Origin of the sequence: Psychrobacillus sp. NPDC096389, from assembly GCF_044762855.1 — a bacterium.
GTDB lineage: Bacteria > Bacillota > Bacilli > Bacillales_A > Planococcaceae > Psychrobacillus.
In genome coordinates, this window is the sequence record NZ_JBIWFB010000005.1 from 60,579 (window position 1) to 77,162 (window position 16,584).

Annotated in this window: 15 protein-coding genes and 1 riboswitch; of the genes, 2 read left to right on the top strand and 13 right to left on the bottom strand. The window is 36.6% G+C overall.

The window, feature by feature from the left end; translation table 11 throughout:
• Window positions 1-32: 32 nt before the first annotated feature.
• Both ACIQ38_RS13625 and ACIQ38_RS13630 read left to right on the top strand, forming a co-directional pair.
• Window positions 33-599: a copper resistance CopC family protein gene (locus ACIQ38_RS13625; RefSeq protein WP_402823752.1), complete on the top strand. Its 567-nt coding sequence runs from the start codon at window positions 33-35 to the stop codon at window positions 597-599.
• Window positions 600-1,706 (top strand): copper resistance D family protein, encoded by a 1,107-nt coding sequence (locus ACIQ38_RS13630; RefSeq protein WP_402823755.1) that lies wholly within the window; start codon window positions 600-602, stop codon window positions 1,704-1,706. It abuts the gene before it with no gap.
• Here the strand turns inward: ACIQ38_RS13630 and ACIQ38_RS13635 are convergent.
• From ACIQ38_RS13635 to ACIQ38_RS13695, 13 genes are all read right to left on the bottom strand, one after another.
• Entirely contained in the window at window positions 1,680-1,913 is a 234-nt protein-coding gene (locus tag ACIQ38_RS13635; protein ID WP_402823758.1) for a hypothetical protein, read from the bottom strand. The two genes, ACIQ38_RS13630 and ACIQ38_RS13635, sit on opposite strands and share 27 nt — an antisense overlap.
• 440 nt (window positions 1,914-2,353) lie before the next feature.
• Window positions 2,354-2,737, bottom strand: a complete 384-nt coding sequence (locus ACIQ38_RS13640; protein WP_402823761.1) for an rRNA methyltransferase — start codon at window positions 2,735-2,737, stop codon at window positions 2,354-2,356.
• Window positions 2,721-3,533 (bottom strand): LAGLIDADG family homing endonuclease, encoded by an 813-nt coding sequence (locus ACIQ38_RS13645; protein ID WP_402823764.1) that lies wholly within the window; start codon window positions 3,531-3,533, stop codon window positions 2,721-2,723. Before ACIQ38_RS13645 ends, ACIQ38_RS13640 begins: the two co-directional genes overlap by 17 nt.
• A gap of 105 nt (window positions 3,534-3,638) precedes the next feature.
• A complete protein-coding gene (locus tag ACIQ38_RS13650) occupies window positions 3,639-4,685 on the bottom strand; it encodes an enoyl-CoA hydratase/isomerase family protein (protein ID WP_402823767.1) in 1,047 nt (348 codons plus the stop codon).
• Window positions 4,686-4,696: 11 nt separating this feature from the next.
• Window positions 4,697-5,482, bottom strand: a complete 786-nt coding sequence (locus tag ACIQ38_RS13655; protein ID WP_402823770.1) for an enoyl-CoA hydratase-related protein — start codon at window positions 5,480-5,482, stop codon at window positions 4,697-4,699.
• A 59-nt stretch (window positions 5,483-5,541) separates the two neighbouring features.
• On the bottom strand, window positions 5,542-6,429 hold the full coding sequence (locus ACIQ38_RS13660; protein ID WP_402823773.1) for an NAD(P)-dependent oxidoreductase: 888 nt from the start codon (window positions 6,427-6,429) through the stop codon (window positions 5,542-5,544).
• A 14-nt stretch (window positions 6,430-6,443) separates the two neighbouring features.
• Complete coding sequence (locus tag ACIQ38_RS13665; protein ID WP_402823776.1) at window positions 6,444-8,165, bottom strand: acyl-CoA dehydrogenase family protein; 1,722 nt, start codon at window positions 8,163-8,165, stop codon at window positions 6,444-6,446.
• A gap of 56 nt (window positions 8,166-8,221) precedes the next feature.
• Entirely contained in the window at window positions 8,222-9,130 is a 909-nt protein-coding gene (gene prpB / locus ACIQ38_RS13670; protein WP_402823779.1) for a methylisocitrate lyase, read from the bottom strand.
• A 15-nt stretch (window positions 9,131-9,145) separates the two neighbouring features.
• Window positions 9,146-10,582, bottom strand: coding sequence for a 2-methylcitrate dehydratase (gene prpD / locus ACIQ38_RS13675; protein WP_402823782.1), 1,437 nt, complete (start codon window positions 10,580-10,582; stop codon window positions 9,146-9,148).
• Window positions 10,583-10,676: 94 nt separating this feature from the next.
• The gene (gene mmgD, locus ACIQ38_RS13680; RefSeq protein ID WP_402823785.1) at window positions 10,677-11,801 is read right to left on the bottom strand and encodes a citrate synthase; all 1,125 of its coding nucleotides are present in this window, start codon (window positions 11,799-11,801) and stop codon (window positions 10,677-10,679) included.
• A gap of 233 nt (window positions 11,802-12,034) precedes the next feature.
• A riboswitch (cobalamin riboswitch) is annotated at window positions 12,035-12,232 on the bottom strand.
• Between the two features lie 175 nt (window positions 12,233-12,407).
• Entirely contained in the window at window positions 12,408-15,587 is a 3,180-nt protein-coding gene (locus tag ACIQ38_RS13685) for an ATP-binding cassette domain-containing protein (RefSeq protein WP_402823788.1), read from the bottom strand.
• A 136-nt stretch (window positions 15,588-15,723) separates the two neighbouring features.
• Window positions 15,724-16,134 (bottom strand): SRPBCC family protein, encoded by a 411-nt coding sequence (locus ACIQ38_RS13690; RefSeq protein ID WP_402823791.1) that lies wholly within the window; start codon window positions 16,132-16,134, stop codon window positions 15,724-15,726.
• Window positions 16,131-16,499, bottom strand: a complete 369-nt coding sequence (locus ACIQ38_RS13695) for an ArsR/SmtB family transcription factor (RefSeq protein WP_402824450.1) — start codon at window positions 16,497-16,499, stop codon at window positions 16,131-16,133. Before ACIQ38_RS13695 ends, ACIQ38_RS13690 begins: the two co-directional genes overlap by 4 nt.
• Window positions 16,500-16,584 lie beyond the last annotated feature (85 nt).

Consider the following 16,584-nt stretch of genomic DNA (forward strand, 5'->3'; position numbering starts at 1 on the left):
TAAGCTAATACATATACATTTGGAGGAACAACATGAAGAAAATTATGTTAATGACAATTGCTTGTTTATTTCTATTCAGCACACAAGCTTTTGCACACACAGGATTAGAAAGTTCCAACCCTGCTCAAGGGAGTACAGTAACAGAAAGTTTGGATCAAATCACATTAACTTATGCGACTAAAATTGAAGACACGGGCTCGTTTAAATTAATGAACGCTGCAAACGAATCAATGGAAATCACTAATATAGCTGTAAATGAAAACGTGTTGACAGGTAATGTAGCAAGTAATTTAGAAAACGGCCCATACAAAATCATTTGGAAAATTGTCGGTATTGATGGACATCCAATCGAAGGGGAATTAGACTTCGTATTAAATGCACCTATAGTTGAAGAGCCAGCAGAAGATACTGAAACTGTTACAGAAACAACAGAAGAGGCAGAAGTTACAGAACAAGAAGTAACGAAAGAAGAGCCGGCTACAGAGGAAACTGCAACTGCAGATGTGGAAGAAGAGAAAAGCGGTAACACAGGACTTATCATTGCAATTGTAGTAGTACTAGCTGCAGTTATCTGGTTTTTGACACGGAGAAAAAAATAAATGATTTTTCTTTTAACAACAATTAGCGAAGCACTTGTATATACGTGCTTCGCCTTGTTAATGGGAAGTTATATTTTTTCGTTATTTCCATCTGATTTAAAACCTAAAATAGTCGTCTCACGAAAAGTAAAACTGCTTGCAGTTGCTGGGATTGCCATTTTTTCATTTTCCCCGTTACTAAGTCTAGTCACTTTTTTATATGAAGATTACGGTTTGTGGCAAACGCTAAAATCTATTGTTTTCACGTTTGAAGTAGGGAAGTCATGGTTATTTTTAGCTATCTTTTCGATCGTTTTAGGATTGTACATTTTCTTCTTTGACAAGAAAACGGCTTCTGTTTATTCTGTTATTGCAATTATATTGATCTTTGTCTTAATAGCAATCCTTGGACTGGCTGGTCATGCAAGCTCGATTTCTCCAGTGAAGGGTTTTATTACTCATTTCACTCATTTTGCATCAGTCGTTGTTTGGGTCGGCATATTACTGATTGTCAGTTGGTTTTCACGAAATACGGAAAACTGGGTTAACTTTTTAAAGTGGTTTCATGTCATGGCCTTGTATTGTTTTGCTATTGTGATCATTACAGGACTATCGCTCATGAATCTATCGATGGAGTGGAGTGCTTATGCAGATTCCTGGATGCTTTCTTACGGTCAAAGCTTGTTAATCAAACATTTACTCATTATTCCTTTAATCGGATATGCATTCATTAATGGAATTGTGATGAAGCGTAAACTACAAAAAGAGGACCATTTTGATCCAAGACCTTGGACAAAAATTGAATTTTTTATCATCTTGCTCATTTTTGTAGCAACAGGAGCATTAAGTCAGCAATCTCCACCAAGTAATTTAGCGCAAATATTGAGTTCTGAAGGGATTTCTCCTTTATTTGCATTATTCTATGACGGAACCATTCAACCTAGCTTAAACGTTCAATTTTTGCCTAAATTAGATAGTATATTACTAGGTACTGTATCTATTTGCTTTTTTGCGGTAAGTATTTTATCTTTTTTCAAAAAAATGTCGCCCATATTTTCTTTTATAATGAGTGTTTTGGTCGTTATTTCCGCATATTTAGCATTATTGTTTAGTGTGCAAGTTGTATAAACAAATATAAAAAGCATCTCCATTGGGGTATAGACCTTGTTGGAAATGCTTTTTATATTTGTTTTCACTTCGTTGTAATTTTTCCTTTTTGGTTTTGGTCATTCTTACATGTGTACTAAAGTCGATATCGTTACGTAATTTCGTCACATCTTTACCTGTGTTGCGTAGTAGATGCGATCTTTTTCGTTTGGCAGCTGATTTTGCCATATAAATCACTCCTCATCCAATTAGTTGGTTCAAGGGATAGAATATATTAAATCTAAGTAAAAGACAAGTAGGAATTGATGGTATAATTTTCTGACAATTAAAGAGGGATAGCTTAATAATCAAAAGGAATAAGCAATGACGCAGTTAACAATTTTGCTAATAAAAATAATAAAGTTGAAGTAATGATCTACAAATTGTAGGAATGAAAAGAAAAGTTATTGGAAACCAATAAAAAGAGCTACTAACGATGTATTAATGTTGTGCCATTAATTTAGAGTTCATAAATTTTTTGCTGTTATTTAAACAAATAATATAAAACATAAATCTAGTATTAAACTGTAATTTTTCTCAAATATCTCACTGTTTCAAGTATACTTTTTCATTGAAATACAACTCCAACTAATATATATTATGGCCACGGCGTTCTTTGAAATATAAAATCACTCAACCTCTCTTTCTGTTCTATAACGATAATTAGCGTTTTTACTATCAGTAACCTGGATAAATTGAACACTATATTCTATGACGTCATTAATAAATAAACGGTGCTGCTTTGCCAACTTTTTCACTTCTTCTAGCAAATCATGATCATAGGTAGTTTTGTATTGCACACGATCTTTAGGTCTATTTTCTTTATTAAATACAATAGCTTCTTCCAATAATACTTGTTTTAAACCACTTTCTAGTAAATAATTTAGATGTGTATTATTGGCATCGGCCATTTTTTTTAATGAATCTAATATTTGTTTACTAATATTCGTTCGAAATTCTACTCTTGATTCATCTTTCGACTGTATTAATCTTCCATCAACTAATTTCCACATAATAAATCGTCTCCTTCTCTTTAATCCTTTGGGATAATCTTTCTTTTTTTAGATAATTATAGTTATCGGTTGCATGTTCATAAATAATTTTTGCGAGTTTTGGGAGATCATTTTTTCCTTTCACCCATACACGATATATTTTTCTTCCTTTTGTGCTGTATTCCGTTGTTATTTCGGTTCTTAAATCCCAAGATTTGTAGACAGACAAAAGACCTTTAGCAAAATCTTCACTTCCCGTAGTTACATTCATTACATAACCTCTGTCTTGTACCCACCCGTCTCCATCAATAACACCTCGTACGAAGGAAGCTAAATATTCAGCTGGTACATTTGGGAAAGGAACTGTTAATGATTTAGTTGGAGTTATTCCTAGTATAGCAAGATCTTCTTTCATGATCTTGGAATTAACTATTAAAGTTGGGGTCTTTTTAGTTTTTCCATATGGGGCTAAAACGTAATCGGCTTCTAAATAGGTTGCTATTACTTGCAATATTCGCTCGTCTTTTTGGGAGAAGTTTATTGTATGGGTATCTTTATTTATATGGCCATCCGTTACTAACAAACCTAAAACCCAAGCCATTTCATGCGACCAAACTTTGAAAAAATGTTCATTTACTTTATGTTTTCTTGGCCTACCTGAATAGCGATGTCTATTAGTAGGTATATTGTGTTTATGTATGACATTTAGTATTGCACCAGCAGACAGTCCAATTACCGCCTCCATTTCTTTATGTGTCCTCCCGCTTTTATACATCTCTATAATCATTTCATCTGTAATCCCCCGTTTTCTAGGCATAATTCTATCCCTCCAGAACAGCTTTACACCCATTATACAAACAAATGTTCTTGAAATCAAAAAAACAACCGAGAAAACATTAATTTTTTCTCAGTTGCTTAACTATTAAATAGGTTTGAAAAAGTCATTCACTACTTTTTCAGATACATCAGCAAAGACTTTATACCTATATTGGGGTGTTTGCCCTTTATCGATCAAAACAGTGCGTACACCTTCAAAAAAATCATGATGCTTCATGAAATTGGTTGCTAATGTTAAATCTGTTGCCAAACATTCCTCTATTGTTTTATTTTCCCCATCTATTAACTGCTTTAATGTTATTTTTAACGAAAAAGGAGATTTGGACAGTAGTGTCTTCTTCGTTTCCTCAGCAAATGTATCGTCTTTTCCTTTCAAAGACGATATAATGCCTTCTATCGTTTCGAAAGAAAAATGTTCATTTATACTTTCTTCTCGTTTTTGAAGTTTACTATCTTCATTAGACGAACTTGCATAACTCTCAATCAAATCTTGAAGCGTATTTTCAATAGATCGTTCATGCCAGTTTGTTTCATTAACCGTCATAATAAACTCTCCAAGCGCCTCATGGGTCATATATATATCCGCAGCTTTTATATATAAAATATCCGGTGCCGTAATGACAGATGCCGTTAAGGCTAAGTAACGCCCTAGGTACCCAGGTGCTTTATTAAGAAAATAGGCAGCCCCCACATCCGGGAAAAATGCTATATTCATTTCTGGCATAGCCCATTTCGTTCGCTCTGTTACAATTTTATGACTCGCCCCGTAGGATAGACCAACTCCTCCCCCCATCACAATCCCATCTAAACAAGCAATAATTGGTTTTGGAAAAGTATAGATTAGTCGATCTACTTCATACTCTATCTTAAAAAACTGCTTGGCATCTTGATATGCGGCATCGCTAGCATTTGATTGATAGAGCGCTTTTATATCTCCACCAGCACAAAAGCCTTTTTCTCCAGCCCCATTTAAAATAACAAGACATATATTATCGTCCGCTTGCCATTCTTCTAGTTTTGCCTTAAGTTCTTTCACCATTTCAAAGGACAAAGAATTTAGAGCTTTTGGACGATTAAGTGTGATGGTGGCTACCCCATTATCATTAATTGAAAATAGAACTTCGTTTGTCATAATGTCCCCCTTTAAGCATGAATAAAATCAGGTTTTCGTTTTTCTATAAACGCTTTTATCCCTTCATCTGCATCTGAAGTTAAAAACAATTCAGCAAACTTTCTTCGTTCTCTTTCCAAAGCATCTTGTAAATGCTCATTGCTTCCTTGTACAATACATTCTATCACTTTAGTGATACTAGTCATGCTTTTTCCTTCGATAAATGATTGTGCAATCGTACGAGCGGTGCTTAAAAGCTCCTCTTGTGGCACTACTAGTTGTACAATTCCGTGCTCTTTTGCTTCATCTGCTGTTAATTGTTTACTCGTTAATATTAAATTCAATGCAGTTGAAGCATCTGTCAGTTTTGTCAGACGATAAGTGCCTCCAAATGATGGTAGTAACCCAAGTTTCAATTCAGGTAGCCCAACAAATGCGGAATTTGCAGCAATCCGGTAATGGCAAGCCATTGCAAGCTCTAAACCTCCACCAAGCGCCGCTCCATTTATAGCAGCGATAACGGGTTTATTCATCGATTCGATTTCGTTACATAGGTCTTGACCTGCTTTAGCCATCGCTAGACCTTTTTCTTCATCGCCTAGTGCAGCAACAAATTCTTTAATATCTGCTCCAGCGACAAAAAACTTACCTGCCCCCGTTAGAATAATTGCCCTAGTATCCTCATCTTTCGAAAGATTTCTCAATACTAATCTTAGTTCTTCTATACAAGCAGAGGATAAAGTATTTGCTGGAGGATTATTTACTTCTATCGTCGTAATGAAGTTATCTTTCCTAACGTTTGTATATTTAGATTCCATCGATCAATACCTCCTATAAAAATGAATTTGTTTAATACCACTTTTGTAGCTAGTACTTTTTATGAGATGGATGGTGTTTGTGTACTAACTTTTTTATAGAGAACAGACATATCCTGTTCTCCAAAACCACTTTTATCGGCTTCTTCATACATTCCGTAAAGTATTTTACTAATCGGCAAATCGACATAGTTTTTATCCGCAAGCTCTAATGCAAAACCTATATCCTTTTTTAATAAATTGAGTGCAAAACCAGGCGCATAATCATCATTAGCGATAAAGCTCTTATAATTTCGCTCATAAATTCTGCTTTGCCCATAGCTAACATTTAACATATTAAACAATTTATCTAAGTCTAGTTGGCTTTCTTTCGCCAGAGTAAGCGCCTCACTCACTCCCGCCGTATAGAAGCCAATTAACAAGTTATTGATCAGTTTAGTAGCGGTCCCACTATCAATCTTTTCACTAACATGAAAGATATTTTCTCCTAGTGCATTAATAACCGGCAATGCCTTTTCAAAAGCTTCCTTGGGGCCACCAATCATGAAAGTGAGCGTTTTGTTAATGGCCCCTATAACTCCGCCACTAACAGGTGCTGCAAGAAAATCAACGCCTTTAAGCTTAGCGCTTTGTTCAATTTTAATATTGAGTTCAGGAGAAACGGTGCTTGTATCGATTAATAGAATGTTTGGATGAGCATGCTCGATTAGTCCATGTTCACCTAAGTAGATTGCTTCCACTGCTCCGTTGGACGGGAGACTAGTAAAAATAACATCACAAGTGTTTGCTAATTGCGCAACGGTATAGCCAACTTTTCCACCATTTTTCTGAAAATGACGTAAAGCCTCTTGATTCAAATCGACTCCGTACACGTCAAAATTAGATGCGATTAAATTATGAGACATCGGTAAGCCCATATTTCCAAGTCCTACAAAGCCTATCTTTTTCATCCGAACACTCCCATTCATGTGAAATATCGACCATGCTCTATCATTACTTCTGCGATTTTCCGCTTTTTAATAAACAGATTGCTGTAAAGTGGTACAGACAGTTGCTTTATCTCTTGTAGCATAACCGCTCGTAATGGTTCCTCTATTTCTAGTGAAGATAGGATCGTAATAGCAGCCGTTTCTATTTTCCGATAACCTTGCTCACAAATGACAGCTGTAATTAATTGATGAATTGCCCCTTCTTTCTTTTGGCCATTCGAATTTAAGTATTTTTCCAAGCGTAAATAGGAAGATTCCATTACATAAATATCCTTTGTCATATCAGCTAGAAGTCGTAAATATTCTTGTTCTTGCTCTAAGTTTAAAGTAGTATCAGAGAAGGCTTTCAGAACTTTTTGTAGTAACTCTAATGATAGATCAATATATTGGAAGTTTCTGTTTAGATTGGGCGGAGATTCACTTCTAACTAAAGGAATAGTTGAAATGAGTTCTTGTTGTTTTTTTAATATTAATTTAGAAATAGTCAAACGATTAATTTCATTTGTTCCTTCAAAAATGCGGCTAATCCTTGCATCTCGGTAGAGGCTTTCTACTTCATATTCTTGCATAAAGCCATTACCTCCATGAATTTGTACCGCTTCATCTACAATTTCGTCTAATATTTCGGAGCTGTTAATCTTATTTAAGGCACATTCAATTGCATAATTGGCAAATACAGTAGATATCTCTTGATTGCTTTGGATTGTTTCTAAAGATTCATCTATACAATGGGCTGTACGGTAGGCAGCGCTCTCTGCTCCATATATAGAAATTACCATATTGGCTATTTTTTCTTGAATCATTGTAAAGCTGGATAAGTGCTTGTTGAATTGTTTTCGTTCATTCACATATTGGATTGAAAGCTGGGTAGCTTGCTTTGCTGTACCAATATTCGCAAAAGCAAGTTTGAGTCGTGCCATATTTAATATGTTGAGTGCGACTTGATGACCTTTTCCATCGATACCAAGCATATTTTCACTTGGAACAGATACATTATCTAAAATAAGCGTCGCTGTGGATGAACCTTTAATACCCATTTTCTTTTCTTCTGGACCAGTTGAAACTCCTTGAAAGGATTTTTCTACGATAAAAGCAGTGACTCCCTCTACTGTTTTCGCGAATACAACGAAGACATCTGCAACTTTGGCATTCGTTATCCACTGTTTCTCTCCATTTAATAACCACGAACCATCTTCTTGCAATACAGCGGTCGTTTTTAAGCTTAAAGCATCAGAACCTGCATTTGGCTCCGTTAATGCATAAGCTCCGATCCATTCGCCAGAAGCAAGCTTTGGCAAATACTTTTTCTTTTGTGCGGTTGTTCCAAAGTAGACGTACGGAAGTGTTCCAACACCTACATGAATATTAAAGGAAACACTGAAAGAACCGCTTTGACCCATTTTTTCTGCAACTAACCCCGCTGTTTTTTTGCTTAATGACAAACCACCATAAGCTTCCGGGATTTCGATACTTAACAATCCTAAATCACCTGCTTTTTTAAATAACTCGCTTGTTATAGCGTAATCATGTTGTTCAAACTGCGATAATTGAGGAATAATATCTTGTTTAATAAATGACTCCGTCGTTTTTGCTATGAGATGATCTTCTTCTGTAAAATCTTCTGGAGTGAATAAATTAGCATGCGTTTCTTTTTCCGGAGAAAAGAGGTTCTGCACATGGACCAATTGTTTTTCCATCCTTAGCCTCCTAACTTAATGAGGATAAAGCTGTCGAAACAGCTATATCCTTTTCTTTATTGTTGGTTGGTTAGTACTGTTTTGGAAATATCCTTATCTAATTCTTCAAATTTGTAATAGGAAATCGTTTCATACAATTCGCTTCTCGTTTGCATAGCGGATAATCCTTCTTGTTGAGAGCCTCTTTCTTTGATCACTTGAAAAATGCTTTCATAAGCTTTTGCAGCTACTCTAAGGGAAGTAACCGGATAGATGACCATTTTATAACCCATATCTTCAAACTGTTGCGCTGTATAATAAGGGGTTTGACCGAACTCTGTCATGTTTGCAAGCAAAGGAACTGAGATTTTATTGGCAAACTGACGGAATTCGTCCTCCGATTTGAGTGCTTCAGGGAAAATAGCATCTGCTCCAGCTTCTACGTATGCGGTCGCTCGTTCAATAGCAGCATCTAATCCTTCCACTCCTCGTGCGTCTGTCCGTGCAACGATTACTAATGAAGGGGCAACCTCTTTGATCACTTGAATCTTCTGTACCATCTCTTCTGTAGAAGTAAGCTGCTTGCCATTCAGATGACCACATTTTTTAGGTAGTTGCTGATCTTCGATTTGAACGGCAGCGACTCTAGCTTCAAGCATCTCCTTGGCAGTTCTCGCAGCATTTAGTATTCCACCAAATCCCGTATCGATATCTACTAGCAAAGGTAAATTCGTTGCACGTATTATGTCTCTAGCTCGCTCAGCTACTTCTGTAGAGGTGATGATTCCTAAATCAGGCAGTCCCTTACTTGCTGTGTAAGCCGCTCCAGATAAATATAATGCCGAAAATCCTACTTCTTTTGCTATTAATCCAGCCATGGCATCATGACTACCAGGAATTTGCAAAATATGCTCGCCTGCTATTAAAGCACGAAATTGTTCCGCTAGTTCTAATTGTGTAGAGTCTTGATCTACTATCCAAGCCATGTTAAATTCCTCCTTTTAAAGTAGAAACAGCTCCATAAATTCATGTACCTTCATTTTTGCTAATGTTTTATAGTCATAGCAAATTTCTTCTAGCTTTTGCTGCTGTTTTGCCGGGTAGTGCGTCTGGATATTAAGTGAAAACTTTTCTTTAATTTGTGGAATAGCTTCTTCTCTACGGAAACGATGTCCTAAAGGATACTCACATTCTACCTTTTCCGTTAATGTCCCATCCTTGAAATAAATTTGAACCGCGTTGGCGATTGAGCGCTTGCTCGGATCGAGATAATCATGCGTGTACTGTTTATTTTCCACTACTACCATCTTATGTCTTAGTTGATCAATTATTGGATCTGAAGCTGTTTCTTCTTCGTAATGCTCCGCTGTTATAGTTCCTTTGATAAGACCGATAGCGGTAATATATTGTAAACAATGGTCACGATCAGCCGGATTATGAAGTGGTCCTGTTTTATCGATAATCCGAATAGCAGACTCATGTGTCGTAATGACGATTCGCTCAATCTCATCCAAGCGGTCCTTCACTAATGGGTAAAGCTTGACAGCACATTCCGCTGCAGTCTGTGCGTGGAACTCCGCAGGGTAAGACACTTTAAACAAAACATTCTCCATTACATAGGAATCGAGCGTTCGAGCGAGTTTCAACTCTTGTTTATTAAATAAGACGTCTTGAAAGCCCCAACCAGGTGCTGATAAAGCTGTTGGATATCCCATTTCTCCTTTAAGCGCCATCATCGCCAAATGTACCCCGCGACTAGTTGCATCTCCTGCAGCCCATGATTTACGAGAGCCGGTATTTGGAGCATGTCTATATGTTCGTAGACTAGAGTTATCCAGCCATGCATTCGATAGTGCACTAACGATTTCTTCTCTCGTACCTCCAAGCATTTTCGTTACGACAGCAGTAGTAGCAATTTTGACGAATAAAACATGGTCAAGTCCAACTCGATTTAAACTGTTTTCTAGTGCAAGGACGCCTTGGATTTCATGTGCTTTAATCATCATTTCTAACACGTATTGGATTGTTAAAGGCTCTTTTCCTTCTGCAATATTTTTCTGCGATAAATAATCGGCAACAGCAAGGATTCCCCCTAGGTTGTCTGATGGATGGCCCCATTCTGCCGCTAGCCATGTATCATTGAAATCTAGCCATCTGATCATACATCCGATATTAAAAGCTCCTTTTACTGGATCGAGGACAAAGGAAGTACCAGGTACTCGCGAGCCGTTCGGAACAACTGTACCCGGCACAACTGGTCCCAATAGCTTCGTGCATTCCGGGTAATTGAGTGCGAGAATACCGCATCCAAGCGTGTCTAATAATACGTACTGTGCTGTTTGAAAAGCTTCCTCGCTAACGATGTCTTTATGCAGTACATAATCTGCTATTTCCTCTAGTAAAATATCCGTTTTCGTTCGTTCATTGATAGATAACAAGTTAATCTTTCCTTTCCAATGATATTAGTTTAAAATTGATATGGATGTTTTGCAGAACATTCATATGGCGGGCGTGCTTTAAGCTACTATTTGTCTATTGGTTGATAATAATGGCGCGTCGCTCGCCTGTATAATGTACTCTCGGTCGAAATAATCGGTTATTTGCATGCTGCTCCATCACATGTGCGCATAAACCTACTGTTCTAGAACTATAGAAAATCGGTGTATATAAAGGAATCGGAATACCGAGCATCCAATATACCGGCGCTGCATAATAGTCAAGATTTGGGTAGATGCCCTTTTCTTTCTCCATTATTCTTTCCCCGGCTTCACACATTTGATACAGAAGATCGTCCCCTTGTATCTCACATAATTGACGTAATGCATCTTTCATAATGGTTGCTCTAGGATCCATTTTTTTCATATAAACACGATGACCAAATCCCATAATCCGATCTTTATTGGCCAATTTTGTTTCCAGCACTTTTTCAAATTCTTCTACCGTTTTTGCTTCTAGTAGCATATACATAACTGCTTCGTTTGCTCCGCCGTGCAAATTTCCTTTTAGGGAAGCGACTGCTCCAGTGAGTGCACCATACATATCGGATTTTGTGGAAGCTATTACTCTAGCAGTAAAGGTAGAGTTTGGCATTTCATGCTCACTATACAAAACAAGCGAACGATCAAATATCTGTTCTTCTAACGGGGTCGGTTTTTTACCCGTAATCATATAAAAAAAGTTGGCACTGTACGATAATTCTGGAAGTGGCGCTATCACATCTTGCTGTTGGGTTACTCTATAGCTATTTGCAACGAGATTCGGAACCTTCCCCAATAGTTTAAGTGCCTTTTTCATATTTGCTTCTGCTGTGCTGTCATCTATTTGTTGATCAAATCCCGCTAGAGAAGAAAGCCCCGTGCGTAAAGCATCCATCGGGTGTGTATTACTAGGTAGAAGCTTAAAGATATCTAGTATTTCCTTTGGCACATCATATTCTCTCTTTAATACTTCTTCCAAAGCGGCTTTTTCTTCTATGTTTGGAAGTTCTCCTGCGAGTAAAAGGTGAACAATATCTAAATACTCTTTTGTTTTGGATAACTCAATAAGGTCATATCCTTGAATAACGATTTCCCCTTGTACTGTATCTAAAAAGGAAATTTTTGTTTCTGCCGCCACTACACCATCGAGGCCTGGATAAAATTTCTGTACAGCTTCCATTTCTTTTCCTCCCATCCAAATTGTATGCTTGCTCTTTTTGAAAGCCCTTACAAAGGAACGTGCTTTTGAAAGAAAGTAATCTTCGTTTTCAAGTTCATTATTTATAAAAATGGACAATAAAAAAACAACTTCTATGAAGAAGTTGTTAAGACACGAAGGAATACTTAAATAAACATGTTTAAAAAAACACGCTCATTACTCTCGCACTTAACACCCCCTATCCTCGTAGGTATTGATGCATGCTAAAATAGGCAGGTCTCCTGGCTTATGGTCATTGCTTTTCGAACCTTCCCATCTTCTTTTGAAGAAAACAGTGGCTTTTTCGAATCGCTCCCATATACAGTTGCGGGACAGCGTCGGACTCTAACCGAACTTCCCTTTTAAGCAGAAAAGCTATTTGCTATTTCTGCACCTATTTCTACACTTATTCAATTTTCTATTCCAACATATCAAATATTCTTAACATTTACAATTGTTTTTTAAAAATCATTTGTTATTTTCTATTTTTAGCGAGCGAGGAAAATTTTCATAACGATAAGAAAAGTAAAAAATCCCTTGCCTTTATAAAAGAGGCAAGGGACTGGTACAAATATGGATTTCTACATCTTATTTTTTCTTATTATTCTCTTCAAGGCATTGATAAACCGCCATCAAATCTCTTTTATTCAACTCGCGTATACGATTGAAAATTGGAATGGCAGCAACAGCTTCCGAATATAAATTATTCTCCACCACATCACTTACTTTTCCACTGTGCCATGTTTGAATGGTAGTGCCTTCAATTACTTCCTGAAGTCCTTCCTCATTAATACCACTTGCATGACAGCTCACACAAGGGATCGTTAATTTTAATACACCATCATGGAGATTTTCTTCTGTAATGACTTTCTTTCCTTTACAGAACGGGCATGGATGACTTTTTTTGATTTTATTTATTTGGGTAACAATTTTTTTATATCCAAAAGCTTCATACACATACGTTAGTTTTTTGTACTTCCCATTGGTGAAATACTGATCAATAATTGTTTCTCTCGTCTCCGTGATATGGTCAAAATCACAGATGGTTACCTCGTTATTTGTGCTGATGGATTCGATATTGCCTTTAATCGTTTCCCAAAATGGTAAAGCATTTTGTAACACTACTTCATAACCAGCAAAGCTCGCCATCTCCAATTCAAACATTTTCAGCGCGACTTGTGTTTCTCTAGGTAGCAAAGACACATCCTCTGTCAAAGTCATCTCTCCACCGACAATAGATTTCATTTTTACTAGTTCTGGTAACATCCCTACTGTTTCCAACACTTGATCGAGCGGCTGATGAATAATCTCCCGAATATCTGTGTTCCCAAATTGGAGTTTTCTATGATGGTTTAACACAGTGCCCTGACAAATCGGACAGGTTATTTTTTCTTTAGACTCTTTCATTTGCTCTTTAATAATTGATTTGGAAACGACCATATACATCCCGAGAATCGTATTAAAACCTACCCATGTTCTACGAGCTTTTCCTTGTTTGTCATAAAACGACTTTTCAAAATAGCCATACCAAAATGTATGTTTTTCTTCATCTGACATATCATTATAACTTTTTGTCAAGTCCTGTCCCAGTTCATTTTTCAGTTCTTCAAATATAAATTCTAATTTAGCGAATTGATAATATTTTAATACATCCATCACTTCTGGATAGAATAGACCATCCCAAAATGGAACATTTTTGTTTTGTATAACAAGCTCTTTATCAAATATTTCAATCGCTAGACGCCCTGAGCATGATGGACAATGATTGTCTTGAGTAAAGAAATCAAAGCTTCTCGTATCTTTATTGGTCGGATGCGCAGCCACAATATGGTTGATCAGTCCGCCAATTTCATATAGAAAACTGTATTGGCTATACAAATGTCTTTCCAAATCAATCGCAATGACGGGTGCAATTTTATTTGATTCATACTCTCCATAAATCAAACGGGCCATAGAGGATAGACTCTTTAAAATACCGCCTTTATAAACATTTTCTGCGTTCTTAAAATAATCGATATGATTTTCTTCCAAGTAATGAATGCCTGTTTGCTCCTTGAGTGTAGAGGAGATAGTTGTCGGAGCAGCAATATCATTTTGATTTTGAAGACGATAATATTCATCATGACTAACAACATCTAAATGCTCTACTGGTGTAAGCTGTCTTTTACCAAAATCTGCGATGAAATCAGCGTTATCTAACATATAAGCATTATGCTCAATCATAATCATGGAGACAGATTCATCTTCTAAAATAACTCGGACGCTATCGATAAATTGATTTAAAATATTTTGTGATAAACCTTTGGAAGGCTCGTCAAAAATAAAAAGCGTATGTGGATTTTTAGAGTTGGCAAATAGCTCCGAAACTAAATGAACACATTGAAATTCACCATTTGATAAGGATTGTGTTTTTCTTTCCAAGGTCAAATATCCAAGCCCTAGTTTGATCAATAGGCTTAAACGTTTATGCGCAATGTCTTCATTTGGTAGTTCGTCAATAATGTCTTCAATCGAACGTTCAAAAATATCATCAATATCTTCACTATATTTTGTCAGTTTCTTTTTAATATCTAGAAACGTCGCAACAGTTGATCGACTCGTAATCGATTGGTTTCGATTTTGACCTACCATCACTAATTTATCTTTAGGGTACCGGTTTAGAAAATCTTTCGCTATACATTCATTAACAAGCGTAGATTTACCACAGCCAGACTCTCCTGTAAAAGTGACTATTCTATTTTTAGGAATTTGAATTTCTGCCATTTGAATATTACGACTGTATAGATCATGAAAATGATAGTATTCTGTTGGCATTTCCTCATTGCGTTCTTGATTGATTGGTTTTGGACGAGGGGATTCTTCTACAATTTTCCCACCGTACTTCCCACTGCCCGGTCCGAAGAACAATTGCTTATCTGATGTGTCAAGCACTGTATCTGAATGATCGATGAGCCAAATTTGATTTTTATAGCCTAATTTTTTAATCTGCCCTAATATATTTAGTAATGTTTGATGATCAAGCCCTACAGAGATTTCGTCAATAATAATAACCGTATTTTCACTGGAAGACAAAAATTCTGCTAAGTAAAGTCGCGTTAATTCTCCACCTGACAATGTTCCCATAATGCGATTTATTGTTAAGTAACCAATATTCATATTGATTATATTTTGAAGAATATGTTGTTTCTCTTCACTAATATGTAATTCTTCTGCTAGGGATAGAATAGATTCAATGCTTAAGTTGTTAATATCGGAAATATTATGGGCTTGTCCCAATAAATCAATATTATATTGCAGTGTTTCTGTATTATAGCGCTTGCCCTCACATTTTTTACATTCGACATTTTTCGTAGTTCCTCGACCTTTACAAGCCGAACACCATCCTAATTCATTGTTAAATGAAAATACTTCTGGAGAAAGATTAAATTTTTCAGCAAGACGCTGTCGAATGTCTGTGAACACACCAGTATGTGTGCCAATAGTGGAACGAGGATTGGATGAAATGGATGATTTTCCGAGGAAAAGCACTAAAGGCATTTCCTTCATCTTGATGGCACTGAAATTGGTTTCCATAATATTTGGAAATAAATATTGGTATTCCGCCTTTGGCAATAAAGAAACAAGACGCTTTTTAGATTCTTCCCCAATCGTTTGACAAAAAGTCGTTTTACCGGAACCAGACAAACCTGCAATTCCTAACGATTTATCCGTTGGTAATACAACATTTAAATTGTTAATATTATTTGCTATTAGTTGATTTACTTTCATCTTGTCATCCTTCCGTTTCTCTAAATTTCATTTGTGTATGTTTGTAAAAAAAATGACCCTTTTCACAATGAAAGAGCGCAATTCTTGTTACGGAATTGCGCCCTATAAAAAATAGATGGAAAAATCAATTTTATCGTTATGCTAACACTTTTGCAAGCTTATCTGCCATATTCGTCCAACCATATGTTGCTCCCTCGATTGCACCTGGACGAGCTTTTGTTTCTTCACTAAATCCAGTTTGATCGAGATGTAGCTTCGTAGTTCCATCTGCCTCTGAGCTTAAAGTCCATGTAACGGTTGTAGTTTCTCCAGCACTAATCCAAGTGTAAGATAATTTATGAGGTTCTTCTACTTCGAGTACTTCGCCATCTACAATGCCATCCCACCATTCAGAAGGCTCTGCCTTAAACTGAAATTTATAGCCAACAATTGGTTTAAAGTTATTATCCCAAATCCATTTTGCAAGCTTATCCGAATCTATTAAAGCATTCCACACTTTTTCGATTGAACTTGTAAATTGAAAATCTAAAGATACATCTGGTTTCATTCTTCTTCCTCCAATAATAAATTTAATTTGATAATTCTCTCTTTCCAGAACCCTTCGTAATAAGCTACCCAATCTTGAATTTCTCGGAGCGGAGCGGCATTCAACCGATACCTCGTTTCTCTACCGACCTTTCGAGCAATTACAAGATTAGCATCTTTAAGAATAGCCAAATGCTTCGAAACGGCTGTACGACCCATTTGAAAATGAACCGTTATCTCATACAACGGTAATTCGTCAACGTTTGACAACATTTGCAGGATTTTTCTCCTTGTTGGATCAGCAACAGCTTCATAAACATCTCGTTCTTGATTTTTTTCGTCCAAAATCCCCCCCGCCTTTTCATCAATATTTCCCTGTTCTGCCATCGGATATACTAGATAACAATCTAATAGGACACCTTTTGTTGTCATATCGATTATAGGACACCAAAAGGTGACATGTCAAGCAACC

What these genes read in the sequence shown, in the direction of transcription:
- ACIQ38_RS13625 (WP_402823752.1), top strand. Translation starts at nt 33, where the DNA reads ATGAAGAAAATTATGTTAATGACAATTGCTTGTTTATTTCTATTCAGC.
- ACIQ38_RS13630 (WP_402823755.1), top strand. Translation starts at nt 600, where the DNA reads ATGATTTTTCTTTTAACAACAATTAGCGAAGCACTTGTATATACGTGC.
- ACIQ38_RS13635 (WP_402823758.1), bottom strand. Translation starts at nt 1,913, where the DNA reads ATGGCAAAATCAGCTGCCAAACGAAAAAGATCGCATCTACTACGCAAC.
- ACIQ38_RS13640 (WP_402823761.1), bottom strand. Translation starts at nt 2,737, where the DNA reads ATGTGGAAATTAGTTGATGGAAGATTAATACAGTCGAAAGATGAATCA.
- ACIQ38_RS13645 (WP_402823764.1), bottom strand. Translation starts at nt 3,533, where the DNA reads ATGCCTAGAAAACGGGGGATTACAGATGAAATGATTATAGAGATGTAT.
- ACIQ38_RS13650 (WP_402823767.1), bottom strand. Translation starts at nt 4,685, where the DNA reads ATGACAAACGAAGTTCTATTTTCAATTAATGATAATGGGGTAGCCACC.
- ACIQ38_RS13655 (WP_402823770.1), bottom strand. Translation starts at nt 5,482, where the DNA reads ATGGAATCTAAATATACAAACGTTAGGAAAGATAACTTCATTACGACG.
- ACIQ38_RS13660 (WP_402823773.1), bottom strand. Translation starts at nt 6,429, where the DNA reads ATGAAAAAGATAGGCTTTGTAGGACTTGGAAATATGGGCTTACCGATG.
- ACIQ38_RS13665 (WP_402823776.1), bottom strand. Translation starts at nt 8,165, where the DNA reads ATGGAAAAACAATTGGTCCATGTGCAGAACCTCTTTTCTCCGGAAAAA.
- prpB (WP_402823779.1), bottom strand. Translation starts at nt 9,130, where the DNA reads ATGGCTTGGATAGTAGATCAAGACTCTACACAATTAGAACTAGCGGAA.
- mmgD (WP_402823785.1), bottom strand. Translation starts at nt 11,801, where the DNA reads ATGGAAGCTGTACAGAAATTTTATCCAGGCCTCGATGGTGTAGTGGCG.
- ACIQ38_RS13685 (WP_402823788.1), bottom strand. Translation starts at nt 15,587, where the DNA reads ATGAAAGTAAATCAACTAATAGCAAATAATATTAACAATTTAAATGTT.
- ACIQ38_RS13690 (WP_402823791.1), bottom strand. Translation starts at nt 16,134, where the DNA reads ATGAAACCAGATGTATCTTTAGATTTTCAATTTACAAGTTCAATCGAA.
- ACIQ38_RS13695 (WP_402824450.1), bottom strand. Translation starts at nt 16,499, where the DNA reads ATGGCAGAACAGGGAAATATTGATGAAAAGGCGGGGGGGATTTTGGAC.